General features: G+C 48.0%; 24 protein-coding genes. 14 read left to right on the top strand and 10 right to left on the bottom strand.

From position 1 onward, the window contains the following. Position 1: 1 nt before the first annotated feature. The 6 genes from F5971_RS01325 (at position 2) to F5971_RS01300 (ending at position 5,828) form a co-directional block, all read left to right on the top strand. Positions 2-922 carry a DMT family transporter gene (locus F5971_RS01325; RefSeq protein ID WP_193493585.1) on the top strand — a complete coding sequence of 307 codons (921 nt, stop codon included), beginning with the start codon at positions 2-4 and terminating at the stop codon, positions 920-922. 205 nt (positions 923-1,127) lie between these two features. Beyond that, positions 1,128-2,240 (top strand): substrate-binding domain-containing protein, encoded by a 1,113-nt coding sequence (locus tag F5971_RS01320; RefSeq protein ID WP_036506660.1) that lies wholly within the window; start codon positions 1,128-1,130, stop codon positions 2,238-2,240. Positions 2,241-2,310: 70 nt separating this feature from the next. Further along, positions 2,311-3,396 carry an ABC transporter ATP-binding protein gene (locus tag F5971_RS01315; protein ID WP_036506658.1) on the top strand — a complete coding sequence of 362 codons (1,086 nt, stop codon included), beginning with the start codon at positions 2,311-2,313 and terminating at the stop codon, positions 3,394-3,396. Continuing rightward, positions 3,389-4,276 carry an ABC transporter permease gene (locus tag F5971_RS01310; RefSeq protein WP_036506654.1) on the top strand — a complete coding sequence of 296 codons (888 nt, stop codon included), beginning with the start codon at positions 3,389-3,391 and terminating at the stop codon, positions 4,274-4,276. Before F5971_RS01315 ends, F5971_RS01310 begins: the two co-directional genes overlap by 8 nt. Next, positions 4,273-5,112 (top strand): ABC transporter permease, encoded by an 840-nt coding sequence (locus F5971_RS01305; protein WP_051513840.1) that lies wholly within the window; start codon positions 4,273-4,275, stop codon positions 5,110-5,112. The genes F5971_RS01310 and F5971_RS01305 overlap by 4 nt, the downstream gene beginning before the upstream one ends. Next, entirely contained in the window at positions 5,109-5,828 is a 720-nt protein-coding gene (locus F5971_RS01300) for a glycerophosphodiester phosphodiesterase family protein (RefSeq protein WP_036506652.1), read from the top strand. The genes F5971_RS01305 and F5971_RS01300 overlap by 4 nt, the downstream gene beginning before the upstream one ends. A 55-nt stretch (positions 5,829-5,883) precedes the next feature. Here F5971_RS01300 and F5971_RS01295 read toward each other — a convergent pair whose 3' ends face one another. The 10 genes from F5971_RS01295 to F5971_RS01250 form a co-directional block, all read right to left on the bottom strand. Next, the gene (locus tag F5971_RS01295) at positions 5,884-6,621 is read right to left on the bottom strand and encodes an SMI1/KNR4 family protein (RefSeq protein ID WP_193493583.1); all 738 of its coding nucleotides are present in this window, start codon (positions 6,619-6,621) and stop codon (positions 5,884-5,886) included. A gap of 136 nt (positions 6,622-6,757) precedes the next feature. Further along, complete coding sequence (locus tag F5971_RS01290; protein WP_237748467.1) at positions 6,758-7,129, bottom strand: hypothetical protein; 372 nt, start codon at positions 7,127-7,129, stop codon at positions 6,758-6,760. Further along, positions 7,129-8,115 carry a hypothetical protein gene (locus tag F5971_RS01285; RefSeq protein WP_193493581.1) on the bottom strand — a complete coding sequence of 329 codons (987 nt, stop codon included), beginning with the start codon at positions 8,113-8,115 and terminating at the stop codon, positions 7,129-7,131. Before F5971_RS01285 ends, F5971_RS01290 begins: the two co-directional genes overlap by 1 nt. Before the next feature lie 112 nt (positions 8,116-8,227). Continuing rightward, a complete protein-coding gene (locus tag F5971_RS01280; RefSeq protein ID WP_246187737.1) occupies positions 8,228-8,782 on the bottom strand; it encodes a DNA glycosylase AlkZ-like family protein in 555 nt (184 codons plus the stop codon). After that, on the bottom strand, positions 8,757-8,984 hold the full coding sequence (locus tag F5971_RS01275) for a hypothetical protein (protein ID WP_193493578.1): 228 nt from the start codon (positions 8,982-8,984) through the stop codon (positions 8,757-8,759). The genes F5971_RS01280 and F5971_RS01275 overlap by 26 nt, the downstream gene beginning before the upstream one ends. Positions 8,985-9,113: 129 nt before the next feature. Further along, on the bottom strand, positions 9,114-9,890 hold the full coding sequence (locus tag F5971_RS01270) for a phytanoyl-CoA dioxygenase family protein (RefSeq protein ID WP_193493576.1): 777 nt from the start codon (positions 9,888-9,890) through the stop codon (positions 9,114-9,116). Between the two features lie 440 nt (positions 9,891-10,330). Beyond that, entirely contained in the window at positions 10,331-10,786 is a 456-nt protein-coding gene (locus F5971_RS01265; RefSeq protein WP_193494031.1) for a GNAT family N-acetyltransferase, read from the bottom strand. 123 nt (positions 10,787-10,909) lie between these two features. Beyond that, positions 10,910-11,287, bottom strand: a complete 378-nt coding sequence (locus F5971_RS01260; protein ID WP_193493574.1) for a hypothetical protein — start codon at positions 11,285-11,287, stop codon at positions 10,910-10,912. A 191-nt stretch (positions 11,288-11,478) separates the two neighbouring features. Further along, positions 11,479-11,748: a hypothetical protein gene (locus F5971_RS01255; RefSeq protein WP_193493572.1), complete on the bottom strand. Its 270-nt coding sequence runs from the start codon at positions 11,746-11,748 to the stop codon at positions 11,479-11,481. Between the two features lie 81 nt (positions 11,749-11,829). Then, on the bottom strand, positions 11,830-12,246 hold the full coding sequence (locus F5971_RS01250) for a hypothetical protein (protein WP_193493569.1): 417 nt from the start codon (positions 12,244-12,246) through the stop codon (positions 11,830-11,832). Between the two features lie 220 nt (positions 12,247-12,466). On the opposite strand from F5971_RS01250, the gene F5971_RS01245 reads away from it, so the two are divergent. The 8 genes from F5971_RS01245 (at position 12,467) to F5971_RS01210 (ending at position 24,244) form a co-directional block, all read left to right on the top strand. Beyond that, positions 12,467-12,982 carry a TRAP transporter small permease gene (locus tag F5971_RS01245; RefSeq protein ID WP_193493567.1) on the top strand — a complete coding sequence of 172 codons (516 nt, stop codon included), beginning with the start codon at positions 12,467-12,469 and terminating at the stop codon, positions 12,980-12,982. An 11-nt stretch (positions 12,983-12,993) separates the two neighbouring features. After that, positions 12,994-14,271, top strand: a complete 1,278-nt coding sequence (locus F5971_RS01240) for a TRAP transporter large permease (RefSeq protein WP_036506626.1) — start codon at positions 12,994-12,996, stop codon at positions 14,269-14,271. Positions 14,272-14,327: 56 nt separating this feature from the next. Further along, positions 14,328-15,335, top strand: a complete 1,008-nt coding sequence (locus F5971_RS01235) for a TRAP transporter substrate-binding protein (RefSeq protein ID WP_193493565.1) — start codon at positions 14,328-14,330, stop codon at positions 15,333-15,335. A gap of 75 nt (positions 15,336-15,410) precedes the next feature. Next, positions 15,411-15,929 (top strand): gluconokinase, encoded by a 519-nt coding sequence (locus F5971_RS01230; protein ID WP_223116227.1) that lies wholly within the window; start codon positions 15,411-15,413, stop codon positions 15,927-15,929. Between the two features lie 74 nt (positions 15,930-16,003). Beyond that, entirely contained in the window at positions 16,004-17,035 is a 1,032-nt protein-coding gene (gene gntR / locus F5971_RS01225) for an HTH-type transcriptional regulator GntR (protein WP_036506622.1), read from the top strand. 16 nt (positions 17,036-17,051) lie between these two features. Continuing rightward, entirely contained in the window at positions 17,052-20,813 is a 3,762-nt protein-coding gene (gene recB / locus F5971_RS01220; protein WP_193493564.1) for an exodeoxyribonuclease V subunit beta, read from the top strand. A 95-nt stretch (positions 20,814-20,908) separates the two neighbouring features. Beyond that, positions 20,909-22,903, top strand: coding sequence for an exodeoxyribonuclease V subunit alpha (recD, locus tag F5971_RS01215; RefSeq protein ID WP_193493563.1), 1,995 nt, complete (start codon positions 20,909-20,911; stop codon positions 22,901-22,903). A 129-nt stretch (positions 22,904-23,032) separates the two neighbouring features. Beyond that, the gene (locus F5971_RS01210; RefSeq protein WP_193493562.1) at positions 23,033-24,244 is read left to right on the top strand and encodes a tetratricopeptide repeat protein; all 1,212 of its coding nucleotides are present in this window, start codon (positions 23,033-23,035) and stop codon (positions 24,242-24,244) included.

Below are 24,244 nucleotides of genomic sequence, written 5' to 3'. Positions count from 1 at the left end.
TATGCATCGTCCTTTAACACATTGGGGCTTACTTGTTCTATTAGCGATGATTTGGGGCGTTTCATTTGCCTTTACGTCTATAGCCGTGAAAGAACTCAGTCCCGCCACCCTTGTATTCTTGCGCAACCTATTGGCCTGTTCTTTGTTGTTTCCGCTTGCATTGTTATTCCGACGTCAAATGCCTCGTGGTGCTCGAGTTTGGGCGTATATTTTAACCATGTCCCTCATCGGCAACCTGATTCCCTTTTCATTAATTAGTTGGGGGCAGCAATACATTGACAGTGCGTTAGCAGGCATTTTGATGGCGGTAATGCCCTTGGTTACCATTGTGTTGGCGCATTTTTTTATACAGGGTGAAACGCTCACACGCGCGAAACTCGTTGGTTTCAGCTTGGGTTTTATAGGCATTCTAGTACTGATCGGTCCCCAAGCGCTGCAACACCTGAGCTTTAACAGCCAAGCATTGCTCGGACAATTTGCCGTTCTGACCGCCGCCATCTGTTATGGCTGCAATACCATTATTGCTCGACGCAAGCCCGCTAGTGACCCTTGGTCCACGTCGGCCTCTATACTGGCCATGGGGGCGATGATGACCTTCCCGATTGCCAGTATGACCAGTGGCTTTGGCCATGCTGGCACACTGTATCCCGGTATTCCCACTTTTAGCACCATCGGACAACTGTCTGAATCGGTGTTAATTGCTGTCGCCGTATTAGGGCTGATGTGCACCGGAATTGCGACTGTGATCTACATGAAACTGGTGTACATGGCGGGTCCCAGCTTTGTCTCCTTAATTAACTATATGATTCCGGTGTGGGCGGTGATTGTCGGTATCGTTTTTATGGGTGAACAACTTCAGATTAATCACTTTGTTGCATTGGCGTTGATCTTGGTGGGAGTGGGTGTGTCTCAACGGACATAATCTAGATTGGCGGCGGCGTTGTCTTTAGTCACCGCCGTCATCGCCGTCGTTATTCCCTCCATCGCAGCTACAGCCCATCTAAACGCACCTATTGTGCGTTTATTTTTTCGCTTATGTTCGTATTTTCATAAATATTTCACTTTTATGGAATATGGTCTAACCTTGATGAACATCCAAGTTATTTATTTAAGATCAGGAATACGCCATGACCGTCTCACGTCGCCAATTTTTGAAAGGAGCTGCTGCGGCTGGAACACTTGCCGTCAGTCCATTTTTTATTAACAGTACACTGGCCTCCAGCCGTGAACTGCGGATCTATGCCTGGGCAGGCTACATCACGGATGAAATGCTCGCCGATTTCAAAGCAAAAACAGGCATTAATGCCACCTTCACCCCCTACGGTACCAATGATGAACTGATGAACTCACTGCGTGCTACCGACGGCAGCGGTTTCGATATTATTATGCCAACCGTGGACCGTGTGCCGGGTTATGTCGAGTTTGATCTGGTACAACCGCTGGACACCCGCCGCATTAACTGGGACGGTGCCTTGGAAAGCGCGATAGAAGGCTCTGAAGTGGGTGGCATTGTCGATGGCAAACGTTACTTTGCCCCTTCCGACTGGGGTACGGAAGCCATCTGCTACAACAAAGAGCTGGCCAAAGTGGACCGTAACAACCTCAGCTACGGTGACTTGTGGCTTCCTGAGCACGCAGATGGTGTCACGGTACGTGGCCATTCGGCTCTGGTCGGTATCGGTCTGTGGCTGGAAAAAGCAGGGAAATTACCCTTCCCACTGCTGGACTCCTACAAGAACGAGCAGGCTATGCGTGCTAACTTTGATGTCATTTTGAAAGTGGCCACCGAGCACAAGCACATGATCGCCCAGTTCTGGTCCACTGAAAATGAAGCACAAGGAGCATTCTTGGCCAATGGTGCAATCATCGGACAAACCTGGGACAGCACAGCCTTCAACCTGATTAAAGACGGTGAGCCCATGGCCTACGCGGCACCCAAAGAGGGTGCGATGGCTTGGATGGAGGGCTTTGTTATTCCCAAAAATGCGAACAATGTCGATGCAGTGTACGAGTTTATTAACTGGTATTACACCCCTGAAGCTGGCGCAATGTTTGTTAAAGCAACGGGGTATAACTCCACTTCTAAAGGGGCTGCAGAGCTGTTACCAGAAGAAACCAAGCAGTTCTTCATTGATTCTTATACAGAAGATGACCTGAAAAACCTCTGGTGGTGGCCAATTCAGGAGCCTTGGTATGTCGCCCTGCGTAACGAATACCAAGACCGTTACCTATCTGCTTGATTGAGTTTGGAATGCCCTCTGCATGACCCTAATCTCAGGGTCATGCTTCACCGACGCTATGTGAGACGTTATGGATAGTAGTGTTCATCTTGATAATGTCATGATGCGGTTCGACAATTTTGTTGCCGTTCAACAAACCGATTTAAAAATAGAATCGGGCGAGTTCTTCAGTTTTTTGGGACCTTCTGGATGTGGCAAAACCACCTTGCTGAATATTATCAGTGGCTTCCTTGACCCTACTGAGGGCACAGTCCGGATTGGTGGGCAGGATATGCGCCAAGTACCTGCCAACAAACGTCCTACCTCAATGATTTTCCAGAATTTAGCGCTCTTTCCACTCATGACCGTCGCCGAGAATATTGAGTTTGGTCTGGAAGTTCGCGGTGTCCGCAAAGCGGAACGTCGCAAAGTTTCTGAGCGTTTGCTCAATCTCGTAGCGCTGCCTGAGTGCCGAGATAAGCGAATCAGTGACCTGTCAGGTGGACAGAAACAACGCATTGCGATTGCTCGCGCCCTAGCAGTTGAACCTCGAGTATTGCTCTTAGATGAACCCCTCTCCGCCTTGGATCTGAAGCTGCGCCAACATATGCGCACAGAACTGAAAGACATCCAGCGCAAAACCGGAATCACCTTTATTTATATCACCCATGACCAAGGTGAAGCGCTGACTATGTCGGACCGAGTGGCGGTCATGTCGGCAGGCAAGTTACAACAGGTTGCCGATCCGATGACACTTTACCGAACCCCTGCAACCCCATTTGCGGCCTCTTTTGTGGGCGAAAACAATCGCATTGAGGGCCAGGTCGTTGCGATTGATGGCACTCGGGTCACCTTGGATTGTGGCGATCTGGGTCGCCTAAGCGGTCATACACACGACACATTTCGTCTCGGCGACAAGGCTCTGCTCTTTATTCGTCCCGAATTACTGACTCGCCGGACGTCCATGAGTGACAATTGCTTTACAGCTCAAATTCGGGAGCTGAATTTTGAGGGTGCATATCTGATGATGGAAGCAACGCCTTTAAAGAGTCAACACCGTCTGCGAATTCAACTTTTGAGCGATATGAACCTAGGTGATGTTGCCCCCGGAAATCTGATCATTTTTGGTTTCGCCGCCGAAGATGCCATGATCATGTCAGGGGCTCGCGATGTTTAAACAACTCTCCGAACGCTTTGGCCCTTGGGTCTCTCTAGGCATTTTTTTGCTGATGTTTTTGTGGCTGGTGATGCTGGTGATTCTGCCGCAAATCCTAATGATTGATTACTCCCTGAGGCCAAACCTGCCTCCCAGCCAAATCGGTGGCCCGGACGATCAGTACACACTGAAGAACTACGCAACCTTGGCCAACAACGCCATTCATCAGAGTATTTTCTTTAAAACCATCTGGTCAAGCGTACTGGTTACCGTCTGTACACTGGTGGTCTGCTATCCCTTGGCGTATTACCTCGCAAAAGTTGCCACTCCCCGGCAGGCCGCCCTGTGCGTGCTGCTGCTGATCATCCCCTTTTGGATAAACGAGATACTGCGCACGTTTTCATGGTTTATCATCCTGTCTTACCGAGGGCCGCTCAATGCCTTGTTACTCAGCTTAGGATTTATTGATCGACCCATTCGCTTTTTATCCGGCGACGGTGGTGTCATCGTCGGTATGGTCTACGCCTATATCCTGTTCATGATTTTCCCACTGTACAATGCCATCGAAAGCCTCGACAGCAATCAGATAAAAGCCGCACGCAACCTTGGATCAGGCTGGATACGCACTCACTATCGCATCATCATCCCACATGCAAAGCCCGGCATCGCCACCGGCTGTATCATGGTGTTCATGCTCTCGGCTGGCAGTTATGCCGTCCCTGCCCTGCTAGGCTCACCTGGCAGTCGCTGGTTTACACAAATCATCTATAACTGGTTTTTTGAGGGCGGTGACTGGAATCAGGGTGCCGCCTATGCCTTCATTTTGCTGTTGCTTTGTATTGGCTTTATTGTGCTGATGATGCGCCTGTTTAAAGTAGGTCTGGGAGATATTGCCAGATGAGTTCACACAGCATCTTGAAATGGGGCATACGCTTTTACATTACATTGTTCTTTTTGTATCTGTTTACCCCACTGATTATCATGTCAGCTGCAACCTTCAACGACAGCCGTTTTCCAACCATATCCCCTTGGCGCGGCACCACACTCAAGTGGTTTGAGGAGCTATGGCAAGACTCTGGCATGTGGCAAGCGTTAGGGAACAGTGCCATTATCGCTGCGGGTGTGTTGTTGATCGCCGTGCCAATTGGCGTAGCTTGTGCGCTCTTTCTTTCGACGTACCGTGGCAACGGCAAAAACTTCCTCTACGGGCTAATGCTGTCTCCTTTGCTGACACCCGGAGTCATTATTGGGATTTCCACACTGATTTTTTGGCGCAGCCTCGGTGTGAGTGGTGGGATTTATTTGACCATGATTGCCCAGACAACGTTTATTGCCGCCTACGTCATGCTGATGATACTGGCCCGTCTGCAACGTTTTGACCGGACTCTGGAAAATGCCGCCTTCAGCCTAGGTGCTTCGCACTTTCAGGTCTTCCGTCGTATACTCCTGCCCTACTTGATGCCCGCCATCCTGTCAGCGGCTGTGATTGCATTTCTGCAATCCTTCGAAAACTACAATACCACGTTGTTTGTGAAGGGGCATGACACTACATTGACTATTTATATTGCCTCAAAAGTGCGCACAGGACTAACACCGGCGGTGAATGCACTGGGGCTAATATTAATCTTGATCACGATTCTGTTTGCCGCCGCTTATGAAGTAAAGCGTCGACATGAAGCGCGACAAGCTCAGATCAACCCAGAAACTGATTCAGAATCGATAGCAGGTAAACAATGATCGCAAACCGTTTGATTGCACACAGAGGCTGCGCACAGCTGGCACCAGAGAACACCTTAGGTGCCATGCGCCTTACTCAACGTTTGGGAATTGATTGGGTCGAGATTGATGCCAATCTGGTGGGTGACGGAACCGTGGTGATTTTTCACGATGACGAGCTATCGCGACTGAGCAAAGACCAGGGCCGGTTAATGTCTCTAACCTATGCTGATCTGGCGCATGTGGATGTGGGCAGTCATTTTTCAGCCGAATACAGCGCTGAACGGATTCCGACCTTGGACGAAATGCTGGTATTTTTATCACAACATCAATTCGGATTGAATCTCGAAATCAAACGTTACGAACATTTCAGCGCCGAGCAGATCGTTGAGCCAAGTATTAGAGCGTTGGAGCAGAATTGGCAGGCATTTGATCGACTGATTATCTCAAGTTTTGATACGGAAATTCTGCAATTGATACAGCAGCGCAAGCCCGAGTGGCCACTAGGACAACTCTGGGAAGCGTTACCGGATAATTGGCAATCCATTGCTGAATCGCTTGGTGCTGTCAGCATCCATTTGGATTACAGCCAATTGACCACCGATCAGGCCAGAGCCATTAAACAAGCGGGCTATGATCTATATGTGTACACAGTGAATGATCCGAACGCCGCCAAGTGTCTGTTTGAAATGGGTGTGGACGGTATTTTTACTGATAATCCAACGCTTTTTGACTGATACACCCTGCATAAATACGTAACCAGGTGTTGTTTATCATTATTCATTTGTATCCTTACTGACAAACCAATCCCAAGCTTTCAAGGCAAGCAATCGCTCTTTGCATCGTTTTGGTGTTCGCATCAGCATCAAGCGTCAGCCAAGCTGTCGCATGCGAATCATACGCTGTAAGAACAACCTTGCCTTGAAAATCAGAAACAAAGATCTCAAGCAATGGGTATTCTTCGTCGGTTTGTATGTGATCATGAATACCAAGGTCTTCTAGCGCTTTTGCTACCGTTTCGAACTGCCCGGGACCTACAAACTTAAGACTTCGGCGTTGTTGCCATGATTCAAAGCTATCGAATGTGATGGGATCAGTTAATTGACCCGATTTACAAAGCCAGTCCACAGCAGCAGGAAAACCCTTTCCCGCCACAAAGACAGTGTCATGATAACGCGGCAAAACAAACAAGCAATTGGGTTGTGCCGGATGGAAAATCAATTCATCACCCTGCACTGTATCGGCGACAATGAATGACTCGACAATCTGTTCCTTAGTAAGAACCTCATGTCCCTTGTCCCAAAAGAAATACTGCTTCCAACGATCTTGGAATTCACGATGCTCCTCAACAATCCGAGAAGGCAAATAAACGCGAACGAAATTCGAATAGCTTCCCTCGCCCAATCGTGTAACGAAATCAGAGTAACCATCGGGAAACTTGAAGCCGAGCGTATCCTCGGCACTCGCGACTTGTTCAGGCGTCACAGTATTCAAGCGACTCGTTACTAAATAAACATGTTCAAAAGCCATCGAAAAAATTCCTTTGAATTAAGGAGCCATCGTATGGCTCCAGTGATAACTCTACCGACTGCATCTGTTCAAGCATTTATGCAAGGAGCTATACAGAATATGGCTTCTAGCCTATTACAGAACACCCAAGCAGAGGTTATTCGGTAATACCGAGAGCGCTTAGTACGACTAAAATCAATAATATAAACGCGGGACCCATGGTACAAATCCACACCATACGAGCAAACACACGATCAAAGCGGGTTGTGTGTTTAAACAGTAAGTCATGGTTTGCATATAAACTGCTCAGAGGTGAGGCCTCTAAGCGAGTTCTTATCCATTTTGGAGTTGAAAACACACCCGCCACATTAAAAATGTCATAGCCGCTATATAACTCCATTCCAAGTGCACGCTTTGTATCAGGGTTTTTTCTGAGCTTACGTACTGTAACTTGACCGAAGATTACAAATAGAATCAATCCGACAAACATAATCGAAAATGCAACTCCGAAAACAATTTCTTCAAGCATCATCTGATCCTTAACGTATTCAAAATAGAATCATAAAAACGCCCAGCATTGTTTTTAACCAAATAATTCATGCCCAGTGAAGCACCAGCTGCGGTACCAGCCACTGCAGCCCCGCCAACAATTAATCCAACCCAACCAACGGGAGTCGCAACCATAAGAAACGCAAGACCTGCGAGACCTGCTTTTGCAATACCAGTCCCAACGACTGCACTTGCAGCAAAACTACTCGACTCAATAAAAAGATCACGCTCCCACTCACCACCTGCTTCGTAACTGTTGTGTATATGACCAACCCTACTGGTAAAGTCGATGACAGTCAGTCCATTTCCAAGAAACTTGGCATACTGAGTAAATCGAACTAAGTTATCCGCCTCAATTCGTGAGTTCAAATTAAGACTTGCGACATTGCGGCTGCTTCGCGCAATATTCGTTCCACGTGTTGAACTCGTTAACGGCGTACTTCGCCGGCTTGCTCGGGAACGTGAATTGACCTTACTGAGCTCATGGCGGTAGCTAACCTGCATCCGATCAAAGCTACGTTCGGCACGATGTTTTGCAGTCATTTTGGACAGAGGGGTTGCACCTGAGCGCATAGTATCACGATACGTTAACAGGGCGTCCTGATACTCTTTGACGGCTTGACCAAACTCACCCATTCGACTCACGTAAACATTTGTTGAAGCACCAATCAAACCAATATTGTATTCATTTAGCCTATTCGAAACATCGGCAATCGCCAGTATGTTCTTTTCACCATAGGACAAACTAAGGTTTGTTAACTCTCTTGATACATTCGGCGCGGACAGACATGAGAGGATATGCTGATCTTGTGGGGTAAAATCTTCACAAGCCGCATAGGGAGTAAAACGTGCAAGAGTTTCAGGCTGAGTGCCCTGTCTAGCGTAGAGAAGGTTGCTTTCAATCCCACAAGTGTTGCTTAAAATATCACCACGTAAAGATTGATTACATAAAATAATATTGGTCATTTATACATCCTTATAAATAAGCTTACCTGCTTAAAACCTTAAATCGTCAACAATCTAAAATGCTTGGCCTACTACTGCAGTTATTAATTGAGGGGTGTTTATATACTATTTTTTATGGCGTGTCACCAATTGAAAGTGTTAACGCACTGCATAAACCTTGGCCCAAACGTATTGGATACACCGCTTGCAAAAAGACCGAATCACACTCCTGAAACAGACAAAACCCTTTGATAGCATCGATAAATGCTTTCACTATCTGATCCTCATCTAAGCCCTGTTGCTCAAAATACAGTGACTTAATTTTGAGCCTCCTGTCCTTCCTATGCGCCTTGCAATCCATGCGCCCAACAAATGCATCTCTGTAAAGCAGTGGTAAGCAAAAATAGCCGTATTGACGCCTGGCTGCGGGCACATAACACTCTATTTGATAATCATAATCAAAAAGGACTTTGAGTCTTTCTCGTTGAATAACACTGTTGTCAAATGGAGACAAGATAACCATACGATTATTCAGCCGAGGCAGCGGGTGTTCGAGCGCCCCCGCTTTCACGATAAAAACTTCGCCTCTGGTCAGTTTGATCTGCTCTAAACTACCCTGTGCCAGTTTATCGTTCACCAAGGTTTTGACGGCTCTTCGTAGCTCAGCATTGCGGCGTTGATAGGTCACGCCCTTGAGCGAAAAAACGCCATGACAGCGCAATTGCTGATCTAAATAGTATCGACTTGCACATAACCGAGATGGTTAATCGCTTTCCGTGCTCCCGACAATCACGTCCAAAGGGCTGAGCGTGCATCAACCCTTGAGCAACCAAAGCTAAACAACGTAAACGCGCCAATTCTTGTGAACCTTTGACTCCAATCGTGGCCATGTCAGCCTCTCTCCTATTTAGGCTTTATCCCGTGGGGAGCTGTAATCACCTAGATATGCAGGGACATCAATCCTGAATGGACGACTGTCCGCTTCATACAGCATTATTCTAATCGAAGTCGCTGCAGCACTACCTTATCGCTTTCATCTCAATCGATTTTTTAAAAGCATCGGCATTTTCGAGCCTCTCCAGCATGTCTGAATCTGGTAAACAACTTTCATCGACAAAGCGCATTATCTCTGGAGCTGGATCGCAAAACAGTATGTCGAGAGACTGACGATTCATACCATACACTCCTCGATGAATCATGTTCGCACTAAACACCAGCAGGTCTCCAGCATTTAGCGTAACGCGTGCACCTGTCGCCAGATCTTCATAATTCTTACGTCCATTTCTCTCCAAACGCACATCCAGTTCATCGTCACTATCCCAGCGCCGATGGCTCCCTGGTATTAGTTCCATACCAGGCTCATCAACCAGAGGAATGCGAAAGTGAACAACATTTGGACCCAACAGTGCCTGTTTCTGCTCATCTATGGTCATATGGTACTGTGGATCTCTGTGCCAGTAGTTTTTCTGTCCCTCATTCACGGGGTCGAAGAACAACTGGGTATTCATAAATGCCGGACGAGCACCAATAACAGAAGTCACAACCTCCATGAGCTTAGCAGATCCGATAAACGTAAATAACGATTGTCTTTCAGTATTTTTCAGATGTTTTTTAGCTGTCAAATATGCTGAGTTTATCGCTTTATCAGCGTAGAACTGCGCATTTTCTAACATCCACGACTGATGAAATTGGGCGATCACTTCCCGGAGCTTATGAAGCTCGCTCTCGCTAAAAAAACCTCTAAAAACGAGATATCCGTTTTCTTCGTACTCTTTAATAACAAACTTAGTTAACAAATCTACCCGCCCCACCAATGTCCAACCTTAAGAATACCGCGCCAAAGCCCTCCAAGAATAGATGGAAATAGTTGCGGAAACAGTAATGCCATTATGGCAAAGATGATAATACAGGCGAACAAGTAAGTACTGCTGAGAAATCCGCCCCAATATGCCAACCCTTTGTTGACACCAAGCCAAATGAAAGCCGCTGTGGGGACAGAGAAAAATAAAGATGCAAAAAGGCTTATCAATCTTGATTCCATTGGCCCACCTTGGCTGTGATTCCTTGCAATATTCAGACACTACCATCAGTTTCAACAACTAGCACTCTTACAGCACCTCTAGGTGCACACCAAGTATGATCAGCTTTAAACTCTTTGCTTCTCACTACTTTCACTTACCACCTCGGCAAGGTTGAGGACTATCCCAAACTTATAGCCTTCATTCTATTTGCTACATTATTCGACAAGATAAACCTTTAAACCGCAAGCCTGATAATTCCTTAACGCATTGGGATGATCTAGGGTACATGTATGAACCCACACTCTTTTTGCACCACAATCTTGCCATGCAGACTTAATTGCCCTTGAAAGTAGATAGCCACCGTAACCTTTTCCGATAAACTTGGGGGCCAAACCAAAATAGGCAATTTCAACATTAAATTCTGAATCGGAATTGAGTTCAAAATACCCTACTATGGAGCCTCTGTAATAGGCAACCCAAGTACGTAGATTGTCTGACTCTGCGTACTCTTCCCACTCAGCATCACTTAAAGCGAGTTTGTCGGTCCAATGCCATAGCTCACCGACCAGACCATAGAGGTAGCGATTAAATCTAAAATCTTTAATCTCAACCTCCACTATCGTCAATTCCTTTGAGTCAGGTTTTTCAATGAACTCGCTTGGTGAATTCATTTCTAGATACGTGGTAATCACATTGCTCAAATTCAATTTCCTCGCTAACGCCTAAGCACATGAGCGGCCAATACTGGACGTCACCAGCCGCCAATGGTGACGAAGTGCTTCGACGGGTTATAGTTAAAAGGTTGCATCTGCAACAGCATACATTTTCCAGCCATCGTCTGTCTTTGTAAAAGCATAGAACCCATGCACGCTCTCAATTTTTGAGCCATCTGCTCTGCATCTGACAGCCGAAGCTACTGCATGTGCTTCAAGATTATTGGCAGCTGTTACCTCAAATCTCCAATCAATAGAGTGATCCCATCCTTTTTCTTCCTTGAGACTTTTCGGATCTATGGGGTACGAATCACACAGGGTAACTGAACCATTTTTAATGTATGCGATAGGATACTGGACCATTTTATCGATCAGTGAAACGTCGTTTTCTTTAAATCCTGCAACGTAGTATTTCATGTATGTTTCATGGACTTCAGATCGCAAATCTTCGAATGTCATATCATCTCCAATGTATGGCTAATCGAGGTAAAACGACTCATTATTGAGCCGCTTTTCACCTTAGCTTGGCCCCAATGTAAGGCGCAAAGAGCGTTGCTGCGAGAACGATAGGCCAAATATTCCCGCCCTTAAATGTGTAAGCTTCAAGTAACACGGACCATGATTTTCCTTGCCAGAGCCCGAAAGAAAGCTCAAAGGCGACCATCGGATAATCTCTTCAGGAATAGAATGAAGTTACCCATCACAGCGGCAACAATAAATCGAGGATCAGCAAATGCCTGGCGAATATGAGCCAGTGGAACTTGAGTAAAGGTTGTGTACAGTAATACCCCTAGAACAGGCCAAAGCAACAGCTCCAAAACACCCACTTGGGTTGGCAAAAAAGCGCCAAGTGCCAGACCACACACAATGGCTATCAAATAGACAATCACTTGATACTTTTCCAATAGCTCACGCTTCAACGATGGAATACCTCAGTCGTGGTCAACGTTAGGCACAATAGCATTTAAGGATGCAGTCGAGCTTCAAATTTACCCACTAAATCAAACACCCTTAACCTCAATAAACCATCTAGGCTGCATTTCATCAAAGTCTGTTCGAATATTAGAAGGCAGATAACTGGCTGAGTCTAAAACAAACGCCTTCCCTTCTAAGCGCTTAAATACAACCCAGTGCCAAAAGTCTTTGCCGTTTTCTTGATGGTGTTTGATGGCTAACAACGCTAAATCAGGCAGAGCGCTCCAAGACTCAAAGGGTGTTTCATCTACCGAAGTCTCAACGCCTGCATGGCCGAGCAGCCGTCTCACATATCGGGTATCAGACCAGAGCAATTCATCCTCAGCATAAATATCCATTGCGTTTGCTATGGCTTTCATCTCTTGATACGTCTTTCCCAGAATATTGGCAGCCGACGCAATTCCACATCCTGAGACTTCTTCCTGTATCACGGGCTTGAACATAAACACGATCCTTACTGTATTTTATAAACATACAGCATAAGGGATTTTTCCTCCGAGAGGACAACCAACAACATGACCCAACAAATGTTAGCGCTAACATTTTTATAGAAAACCTATTGACGACGCCAAACTAAAGCGATAACTTTACCAACATAGTCCAACGCTAATCTTAAACCTCTAAATGTTAGCGCTATCAATAAAAATAAATGAGTTGTGTTCAATGACTAAAATCACGCCTGAGAAGCCCCGCGCTTCTCTCCTTCGCCATGCAGCGGAAGGGATGTTAGCCCTCAGCATGTTCGGTATGGTCTGTGCTGTCTTCTTAAACGTAGTGCTTCGATACCTGTTCAACACGGGCATTTCCGGCTATGAAGAAATCGCACGCTTACTTTTTGTTTGGTTGGTCTGCGTCGGTTCAATATTAGCCACAGTCGATCGTGAGCATTTGGTGTTTGATCTACTGATCAACCGCTTACCCCGTAAACTTCAATATATCTGTCGCTGGATAGGCCGTGGCTTGATTGCATGGATTCTAGTCCTCTTGATCCTAGGTGCTTGGGAACAAATTCAAGTTGGCATCTACAGTCGCAGCCCCGTGCTGGGCTATCCGCTGGGCTTAACAGCCGCTGCGATTCTGCTCATGGCAGCCTGCATGCTGATATTACTGATTGTTGAATGTTGGAAGGATCTACGTGGGATTGCACCCACTTCTCCAACATCCCACCCTTCTGAATAAGGTATCATCGAATGGCAATTGCAATTTTTTTAGTGGTCCTGTTCAGCGCCATGAGCATAGGTGTCCCAATCGCCTATGCCTTGATGTTAACCGCGGTTGCGTTAATGTATCACTTGGACTTTTTTAATGCCCAGTTATTGGCACAAAATGTCCAAGCCGGCTTTGATAATTTCCCTTTATTGGCTGTCCCCTTTTTCGTGCTAGCAGGAGAGTTGATGACAGCCGGCGGCTTGTCTCAACGAATCGTTGACTTGGCGCGCGCCTTCTTTGGGCATGTCCGTGGTGGTTTAGGGTACGTTGCCATCGGCGCATCCGTTCTTCTAGCCTCGATGAGTGGCTCTGCAATTGCCGATACCGCGGCTTTAGCAACCTTATTGCTGCCGATGATGAAACGCCAAGGCTATCCACATGGCAGCAGTGCTGGACTCATCGCTTCTGGCGGTATTATCGGTCCAATTATTCCACCCTCTATGCCATTTATTATCTATGGCGTTACCACCAACACGTCCATCAGCCAGCTGTTTATTGCGGGTATTGTACCGGGCATTCTCATGGCCGTTGCGATTGCAATCGCTTGGGGTTGGGTCGCAAAAGGTAAGGATTTACCTGTTGCCGAAAAAGAGTCTTGGGGCACACGTTTACAGGTGCTAAGACGCAGCATTTGGGCCTTGCTATTACCCATCATCATTATTGGTGGCTTGCGTGGGGGGATCTTCACGCCCACCGAAGCCGCTGTGGTGGCGGCGGTCTACGCCTTAATCATCACGACCTTGGTGTACCGTGAGCTCAATTTAGCTGCACTCTATCAAGTGCTAGTGAGAGCGTCTAAAACTACATCGGTTGTGATGTTTTTAGCAGGAGCTGCGATGGCGTCTTCTTATATGATCACCCTCGCTGATCTACCCAACCAGTTAATCGAGCTCTTCGCACCTATATTGGATAAGCCGATGCTGTTCATGTTGGCCGCCGTTCTCTTCCTATTGATTATCGGCATGGTGATGGACTTAACGCCCTCCATTTTGATTCTGGCACCGGTCTTGGCACCGATGGCTGCCGCAGCGGGCGTGGACCCTGTTTACTTCGGTTTAATGTTCATCATGGCGGGTTGTATCGGGCTGATTACGCCTCCAGTTGGCACGGTTCTCAACGTAGTGTCGGGGGTCGGAAAAATGCCGATGGAATCGGTGGTCAAAGGTGTGTTGCCCTTTATTACCGCGTACATCCTTTTACTCGGCGTGTTGATTCTGTTTCCACAAATTGTGACCTGGCCTCTTAAATGGCTGTCATGATGTTTTTGCTCTAGGCTTTAAACCAGCCTTACATAATCGTAAATGAGGATAGACCAATGAAAATAAAAACGTTATTACTCTCATGCCTGATTGGGGCCTCCATCGTCTCCCATGCTGTTGCCGATGTCCAAACACGGCAGATTCGCTTTGGGTATGGTTTGAATGAAAACTCAAACCAAGGCCGTGCCACCAAAGTGTTTGCCGATGAAGTGTCACGCCTTTCGGATGGAAAATTACGGATTCGTGCTTTTGGTGGCGCAACACTGGGGTCTGACATTCAGATGCAACAAGCCCTCTTAGGCGGTGCTCAAGAGATGATGGTCGGCTCCACCGCAACACTTGTCGGCATTGCGTCAGAAATGGCCATTTGGGACACTCCTTTCTTATTCAACAGCGCTGAAGAAGCCGATGTGATTCTGGATGGCCCCGTTGGCCAAAAAGTGATGGATAAGCTCGAAGAAAAAGGACTGATCGGTTTAGTCTATTGGGAAAATGGCTTTCGTAACCTCACCAACAGCCGTCGCCCTGTCGAATCGTTGGAAGATCTAGACGGCATACGTTTACGCGTGATGCAAAACAACGTGTTTTTGGATAGTTTTAGAAATCTAGGGGCCAATGCCGTGCCCATGGCTTTTTCTGAGCTGTTTACAGCGCTTGAAACCAAAACAGTTGATGGTCAAGAAAACCCCTTCAACACGATTTTGTCGAGCAAATTCTACGAGGTTCAAGAGTATTTGACCGTAACCAACCATGTTTACAGCCCATGGATTGTTCTGGTCAGCAAGCGTTTTTGGGATCGACTCTCGGCAACTGAACGCGACATTCTTCTTGAAGCCGCAAAAACCGCTCGCGATTTTGAGCGTGAAGATACACGCAAAGAGGCTGCAATGGCACTTGCGGAACTGCAAGAAAAAGGCATGAAGGTCAATGAACTTAGTCTAGAAGAAGTTGAGCGCATGCGTTCAAGACTGGTGGACGTCAATCAAACCATTGCACAAGGCGTTGGGCAAGACCTCTGGGATGAGCTTCAAGCCGCGCTGAGTGAACTCCGCTCAAATCCGTAGCTCTGTTCTCTGTTTTTTCACACCATGTTTGGCCCTGAATTCCATTTCAGGGTCTTTTTTCGGAACACGTAATAGATGAAACCATACAAAATTGTTGTGATGGGTGTGTGCGGTTGCGGCAAAAGCACCCTCGCTAAGCGTCTTGCCGAGCAACTGAATGGCACGTTTTTAGAGGGTGATGCCTTCCACACCCCCGAAAATATTGCCAAAATGAGCTCAGGCATTCCACTGACCGATGCCGATAGACATCCTTGGCTCGTAAGCCTCGGCACTGAAATTCGCCAACACGCGCATTCTGGAGCGGTTGTTCTGGCCTGTTCAAGCTTAAAGCGACGCTACCGCGACGTACTGCGTGAACAAGGGGGAGAGTTGTTTTTTGTCTATTTAGACGGATCAGCAGACCTGCTCACTGCTCGACTTTCAGCAAGGCAAGGTCATTATATGCGCTCCAGTTTATTGCAAAGTCAGCTAAAGGACTTAGAAGTCCCGAGTGCTGATGAGGCCGCACTGACATTATCCATCCAAGAACACCCTGATCAGCTCTTGGCGCAGGTTTTGGAGCACTTGTCAGCTGCGAAAATTGAACCCAAATAAAGCCTCTGGATTGAATTTGCTAAGTAACTGAAATATAAATACTGTTCTAAACGCATTGAAAGAGAGTTTACACAATGAAGTCTGCGGGAAAATCGGGCCACCGAGGCAAGGGTCGCATTACGCTAGACGATGTCGCCCGTAGAGTTGGGGTCAGTGCGATCACTGTTTCGCGCGCACTCAACAACCCCGATAAAGTATCCGAGGCGCTAAAAGAGCGTATTCAGCAGGCTGTGTTAGAAACCGGCTATGTACCCAATCGAGCTGCCAGATCCTTAGCCAGCAATGCGAGCAAGACACTGGCGGTCATTATTCCGTCGGTCTCAAATGCCGTGTTCAGCAATGTGATTAAAGGCATTTATGATGTGTGTACGCCGCTTAATTACGAGATGATTATTGGCAACACCTACTACTCACTCAAACAAGAAAGCAATTTAATTGAGAAGTTTTTGACGCACATGCCTGATGGGTTTATCACCACTGGCCTGGATATGAGCGATGATACTCGTCAACGGTTAGAGCAAAGCGGCATCCCAGTTGTGCAAATGATGGAAACTGGCACACGCGAACCCATTGATATGTGCGTAGGCATTTCGCATCTTGCCGCAGGTCGAGAAATGGCTGAGTACTTTATTCGAAAAGGCTATCAGCGCATTGGTGTCATCGCCTCTCAGCTTGACCAACGAACGCGCAATCGTGTCCAAGGATTTCTTTCCTGTGTTCGCGAGCATGCGCCGACTCAACCGGATCGAGTCATCGCCGATCCCCGCCCCTCTTCTGTGCACTTAGGGGGAGCGCTTTTTTCGGAACTCTTAGCGCAATTTCCAGATACAGATGCCATCTTTTGCTGTAACGACGATTTGGCTTATGGCGCTATTTATGAGTGTCAACGACGACACCTGAGAATTCCACAACAGATTGCCATTGCCGGATTTAATGACCTAGAACAATCCGCCTGTATCAATCCATCACTGACATCCATAGCCATTCCCCTGTATTCTATTGGCAAAACCGCCGCAGAAATGATGCTGAACCGCTTAAAAGGACAGCCAACGCCCACACCCGTGATGGATTTGGGGTTTAGGCTGATTGAGCGAGAAAGCGCCTAGTCACCAAGGTCGTGCCATGAGCAGTCAAGAGTTAGAGATAGGATCATTCCCCTTATACGGGAGCCAATTAATTGAAGCGAGTGCGGGTACTGGGAAAACCTTTACCCTCGCATTGTTGTATACACGCTTAATCCTACAACAGGGAGGTGAAGCCGCTTTTTCACAAGCACTAACCCCTGAGCAAATCCTGGTTGTGACCTTTACCGATGCGGCCACTCAAGAGCTGAAAGAGCGTATCCGCCAGCGCCTGGTCGAAGCAGCAGAATGCTTCGGGCGCACGGATGATGCCGCAGACCTGGTGAGCAGTGACCCCCTGATACAATTGCGCAGCAGCATTCCTAAAGAGGCATGGCTTCTCTGCCAACGTCGTTTATTGATCGCAGCTGAATCCATGGACCAAGCGGCCATTTCGACCATTCACGGCTGGTGCTATCGCATGCTGAAAGAGCACGCCTTTGACAGTGGCAGCCTCTTTAATCAGACCTTAATTTCAGACCAAAAACATCTGATTCATGAGTTGGTAAACGATTATTGGCGCATCCATTTCTACGGCATGGACCCTCACGAAGCCGAAATAGTCAAAGACTTATTGAAAAGCCCTGAGCATCTTTACAAGGATATCCGCTTTTTAATCCCAAAGCATGACACTCCAATCAGTTTTCAAGGTCAAGCCATTGCGTTTGAACATCAGATTCGGCAACACTTGACGAGCATTGCACAACAGAACATTCAAAAAAAGACAGCCGAGAATCAAGCACGCTTGCGTTGGGCCGAGTCTCGTGATGATCTTGCGGCTCTTTTAAGGGACTTGCAGCCCAATTTACACAAGGCTAAGTTCGGTATTAAGAGCGAAGAAGACCTCCTGCTTTTTTTGTCGAATGCCGATGCTTGGGCAGCAGGCCAACCAGCTCCCAAAGGCTTACACTATTTACAAGAAGGTGAGATCCCACTCACGGGTGGTAAAAAGGCACCCGCACAACCCATGCACCCTGCCTTTGCTGCCATTAAAACCTGGCAAGCGCTCGAAAGCGGTGATGACTCAGCCCTCGCGTTAAAAGCCCACATGCTTGCTCACGCAACCTACTGGGTGCGCTCAGAGTTGAAGCAACTCTTATTAGAGCGAGCGGAGTTAGGCTTTGATGATTTACTCGTGCAACTGGACACAGCGCTTCAAGGCCAGCAAGGCGATGCATTGCGACAGACCATCAAGACGCAATACCCAGTCGCGATGATTGATGAGTTCCAAGATACAGATCCCTTGCAGTACCGAATTTTTGATCGTATTTACGACATCGAAGCGAACTCGCCCAGCACGGCGATTATTATGATTGGCGATCCAAAACAGGCGATTTACTCCTTCCGCGGAGCCGACATACACACCTATTTAAAAGCTCGGTACGCCACGCATTCACGTCATTACCACTTACGCAAAAACTATCGATCCACACAAAACGTGGTGTCGGCGGTGAACACGTTATTTGCTCAAGGCGAGCGGCTGAGTAAAGGAGCATTTCATTTTAAGGAGTCGGATGACAATCCCGTGCCCTTCCTTAAAGTTGAAGCCCAGGGACGGCCTGAGCAGTTGCAACTTGAAGGTGAAGTCACGCCTGCCATGAATATATGGTATCTCAAAGGCCTTCCTTCTACTGGCACAGAAAGCAATTCAGATAGCAACTCAGATGAAGAGTCAGATGGCGAATCCCCTGATGCACTTATCTCTATTGGTGCATTTCGGGAACACATGGCAAAAGGCTGTGCCAGCCAGATCGTGCGCTGGCTCAGCACGCCGGAAACCTCTGGCTTCTTCACTCAAGACGCTTGGACGCCCCTTAAACCCAATGACATCGCCATTCTCGTGCGCAGCCGAACCGAGGCGGATTTAATTCGTACAGAACTGAGAAACCGAGGTTTAAGCAGTGTTTACTTATCGGATAGAGAGTCCGTATTTCAATCGTCAGAAGCACGCGATCTGCTCATGTGGTTGCAGGCCTGTGCCGATCCTCGCAACGATCGCAAAATACGTGCAGCGCTTGCAACACCCACACTCAACGTTAACCTTGCGCGCCTAGAGGCATTGTATCGTGATGAGTTGCTCTGGGAGCAAGAAACCGAACACTTCCGATACTTTCATAGCTTATGGAGTCGTCAGGGCGTTTTACCTATGCTGCGTGAGTTCATGCAGCGCTATGAGTTGGCCAAACGCGTGCTGTACCAAAACGAAGGAGAACGCATCCTCACCAACGTGCTGCATCTCGCCGAGTGGCTGCAACAGGCCAGCGCGCAGTTTGAAGGTGAACAGGGATTGATTCGTCACTTTGCTGAGCAAATTGACGATCCAAGTGAAGAGCAAATTTTGCGTCTTGAGAGCGATGCTGACTTAATTCGAGTCATTACCATTCACAAGTCCAAAGGACTGGAATACCCGCTGGTACTTCTTCCCTTTATCAGCAGTTGGAAAGAGGTGAATCATTTACAAACTTCGGTCAGCCTATCCTCCGATGACTCTCGCTCTCTTGAAATTGCAGGCTCCAAGCATTTTCCCGAGGCTTGGGAGCAGGCCGACGCCGAACGGCATGCTGAAGACATGCGTTTGTTGTACGTGGCCTTAACACGTGCGCGTCATGCATTATGGTTGGGTATTGCCGCGTTAAAATCAGGAACCGCTAAGCAGTCTAAGATGCATAAAAGTGCATTGGGCTATCTTTTAGTCGATCAAGAAACGCTAACCCCTGGAAATCTTACGCAATCACTGAATGCATTACAGAATAGCGATCAAAACATTCGTGTGCTTAATGCGCCCGCTATCGAGTCTTCACAGTACACATCGGCACAGACATTTCAGTTCCGCGCCGCTGAAACGTCCCTGAGAAGCCCGAAGGAATACTGGTGGATTGCCAGTTACTCTGCCTTAAAAACGGGAGATAGGCAGCAGGATACTGACAAGGCTTGGCTGGATGCAGCGCCCGACTCCGCGCTTGAGGAAACACAATCCGAAGAACAGGTGCCAGAAATGGATCAAGCGACGCGCCACTTACCGAGCGCCGAATTCCATGAGTTGCACCGATTTATACGTGGCCCCAATGCCGGTACCTTTTTACACGGACTGTTGGAATGGGCAGCCGAGCAGGGCTTTGAATCCGCTTTTCAAGCCACCGATGCACGTCGTGGGATGCTGGAAAAACGCTGCCAAATTCGTGGCTGGACGGACTGGGTCGATATTTTGGATCATTGGTTGCACAGTTTCTTAAGCACACAATTTCAACTACCCAACACATCGGTTCTCGCGCTGCATCAACTGCAACGCTATCAAGCTGAGATGGAGTTTATGTTTGCCGCGCACAGAGTCGACACCCATGCCTTGGACACTCTTTGCCAAACCTATTTGATGCCAGGTCAAGCACGACCCAGACTTCAACCGATTGAACTCAATGGCATGCTCAAAGGGTTTATCGATTTGGTGTTTGAATTTGAGGGCCACTATTATATTGCCGACTGGAAATCGAATTATCTGGGTGACCAAGATGCGGATTATGCCTTACCGGCGTTAGAAAAGGCGCTGCTTGAAAAACGCTATGACGTACAATACGCCTTATACTTACTGGCACTCCACCGGCATTTACGTAAGCGAATCCCTGAGTACCAATACACACGCGATGTTGGCGGGGCTTTGTATTTTTTCCTGCGGGGCAACCAACATCCTGAAACACGCGGATTGATAGCCGACCGACCGCCGCTGGCGTTTATTGAAGCGCTCGATGCATTATTTCGGTCTGTTTAAGGGAGCTTTTGGGAATCCATCATGTTGTTGATTGCACTTTTTTCAAAACGCGCTTGTAGAGACGCGGCCCAACCGACAAACACAAGGACCTTGCCATGAAATCAATTGATGCATTGCAGGACTCAACCTTCCTCATTCAACTGCTGGAAAGCTGGGCTGAGGCCGGGTGGCTGCGCTGGCTGGATGTTGAAGTGGCACGTTTTTTTCAGGAAATGACGGAGGATGCCTCGCCTTTGTTGATACTCGCCATTGCGTTAACCAGTCATCAAAATGGCCGAGGACATGTGTGCTTTGATCTTAAACATGCGCTTGATGCTCCAGAGAGTGCCTTGCTGCTTCCCCCTGAAAACGCGCAAAGCACACCGCAGTATCTACCCCAAACACTGTTTGCCCATATTTCATTAGATCAATGGTTTTCGGCCCTTCAACATCCCAGACTTGTCAGCGAAGGATCGGGCAACTCACCCTTGGTATTGGGCGGAACACAAGCGCGCCCGCTACTCTATTTACGACGCTTTTGGCAGCACGAGCAGTCCATCAAGCAAGCGATAGAGTCACGTTTATCGACACAGTATGATCTGCCAATATCGCTGCTCAGTGACAGTTTGAACCGATTATTCCCTCAGGCAGATGTTAACCCTGACTGGCAGAAAATTGCCTGCGCCCTCGCTGCACGCCAAGGTTTCTCTATCATTACAGGCGGCCCTGGAACAGGTAAAACAACAACGGTTGTTAAGTTGTTGGCCTTGTTGCAACAGGTATCCTTAACGCAACAAGGGCGACCACTGAGCATTCGTTTGGCCGCACCGACGGGCAAAGCCGCAGCACGGCTAAACGCCTCGATTGCTAGCCAAGTGAAAGGACTGGACTTATCCAGCTTTACGAACGAAGCCCAAATTCGTCAAGACATTCCAACGGAGGTTACAACACTGCATCGATTGCTTGGGCCTTTACGTAACAGTCGCTTTTTTCGGCATCATCGTGGCAACCCCCTGCGCGTCGACTTGGTGGTCGTGGATGAGGCCTCAATGATTGATGTTGAACTCATGGCACAACTGTTAGACGCCCTTCCCGCAGAGGCACGCTTAATTTTACTGGGGGATAAAGACCAGTTGGCTTCGGTGGAGGCAGGTGCTGTTCTGGGGAACCTATGCCATCGGGCGGAGGCTGGACACTACACACCCGACACTCAAGCTTGGCTAGCCAACGTCACTCAACAAACCTTGCCCGATGCATTCTTAGACGCCAACGGCACTAGAAAAGACCAAGCGATCACCATGTTAAGGCACAGTTATCGCTTTGGTGACACCTCGGGAATCGGTCAGTTGGCCCGTCGTGTCAATCAAGCAGAGCAACCGAATACGAGTTCACCGATCCATTCTTTATTTGATCAATTCCCTGACATCCAACGCATCCTGCTAAACTCAACCGACACCCCCGCGTTGAACCAATTGTTATGCACTGGCTATGGTGCGTATCTCAATGCTTTGCATGCAACCCCCATGACCGAGCCCATGACAGCAAGCGCACGAGACCATTGGGCATTGGGTATTTTGGAAGAGCACAGCCAGTTCCAACTCTTATGTGCGCTTCGCAAAGGCGAACAGGGCGTCGACGCAATGAACGCGTATATTGAGCAATTGCTGTTCAAACAGGGCTTGATCAAAGAAACAGGCACCTGGTACGCGGGTCGACCAGTTATGATTACCCAAAATGACTATAGTTTAAACCTCATGAATGGGGATATTGGCGTGACCTTGCCCTATCACTACCGAGAAGATGGGCAGGCTCGTCTCGGCCTGCGAGTTGCGTTTTTATCCGGGGACGGTAGCCAACAGATTCGATGGATCTTACCAAGCCGACTTCAAGCACATGAAACAGTTTTTGCCATGACGGTCCACAAGTCGCAAGGGTCCGAATTCACGCATACCGCACTCATGTTGCCCGCTTATGACAATCCGATTCTCACCCGAGAGTTAATCTATACAGGGATCACGCGGGCTAAGCGTCAATTCACGTTGATTGATCGCTCTAACCATATTTTGAATAATGCGGTTAAGGCGAGAGTCTATCGGGTGAGTGGATTGTGAGTGTTTGGATTTGCGATATTCTTAGGGATTTAACACAATAGTGTGATGGCTACATTCAAAACATGCAGAGTGATGATTGAGCGGGAAGCATCACGCTCAATCACTTTTTAAAATAAGTAGGAAGCGTTCATGGCGTCAAAAGCAAAAGGACTCAATCAAAAGCTTACGCACTTTAAAGAGCAGTTTAAACGCTATTATGCCCAAGGCCAGTTTAATAAAGCCCTAGGGCAGGCGCTCTCAGCGCATAAACTGGTGCCTAAGCATCCGAAACCCCTATCGGATGCGGCGGTTTGTTGCGTGTATATGACACGTTGGCAGGACGCCATCGCCTATGCCGACAAGTGCTTAACGCTCGACCCAAATGATATCCCTGCCTTGGACGCCGCCTCACACGCTTGGTCAGCCTTACATGAGTTTGAGCGGGCTGCGCCCTACGGAGCCAAAGCCATTGCAATAAGAGATGCATCGATCCCCGAACTCGGTACAGATCAACAGCACATATCCGTCGGCCCTTCTGGGCAACGCCGGATCATTGCCTTCTCGTTATTTGGTGACTCCCCCAAGTACTGCGAAACAGCCTATTTAAATGCCTTGGCGCAACCGCAATTCTTCCCCGACTGGCAATGCCGTTTTTACGTGGACGCAAGTGTGCCTGAGGGTGTGAAACAACGCCTTGCTTCAGCTGGCGCTGAAGTCATCGACGTTGAGGCACCGGAAGTGAATTGGTATGGCACCTTCTGGCGTTTTCTGGCAGCAGATGACCCCAACGCAGAATGGATTGTGTTTCGGGACGCTGACTCCTTAATCAGCCAATACGAGGCTGAAGCGGTCAAGGCTTGGATTCAAGAAGACAAACCCTTTCACATCATGCGAGACTGGGGTTCACACACTGAGCTGATGTTAGCGGGTATGTGGGGGGTAAAAAGTGGCGCACTGCCCAACATGAAAACAATGATCACTGAGTTTTTAGACACCTACCAAGGCCGAATGCACTTTGCTGATCAGATGTTTCTACGCCATAAAATCTGGCCCTACGCAAGGCGCTCAAACCTGCACCATGATTCACTGTTCCACACACCCGGCTCACAACCCTTCCCTGTCGCTCGCCAAGCGGATGAGCCACATCTAGGCAGTAACCTCGTAGCAGGTTTTTTTGAATCTGCCGTCTCCCCGGCCTCAGCGACAGTTGCACAATGGGCTCTGTTCGATAAGCAAGGCGAGTGTTACTGCCAATACACAGCGCCAGTTGTCGAGGGCAAAATCAAAGTGGGCCTACCCAAGCCTTTATTGATTCGTTTGCAAGATAAAGAGTTAACTTTGCGCATTCTCAGCACGAAATAG

This window comes from Nitrincola alkalisediminis (assembly GCF_009821115.1).
In the GTDB taxonomy this organism is placed as follows: domain Bacteria; phylum Pseudomonadota; class Gammaproteobacteria; order Pseudomonadales; family Balneatricaceae; genus Nitrincola; species Nitrincola alkalisediminis.
This window is presented reverse-complemented; position numbering and strand designations above follow the sequence as displayed.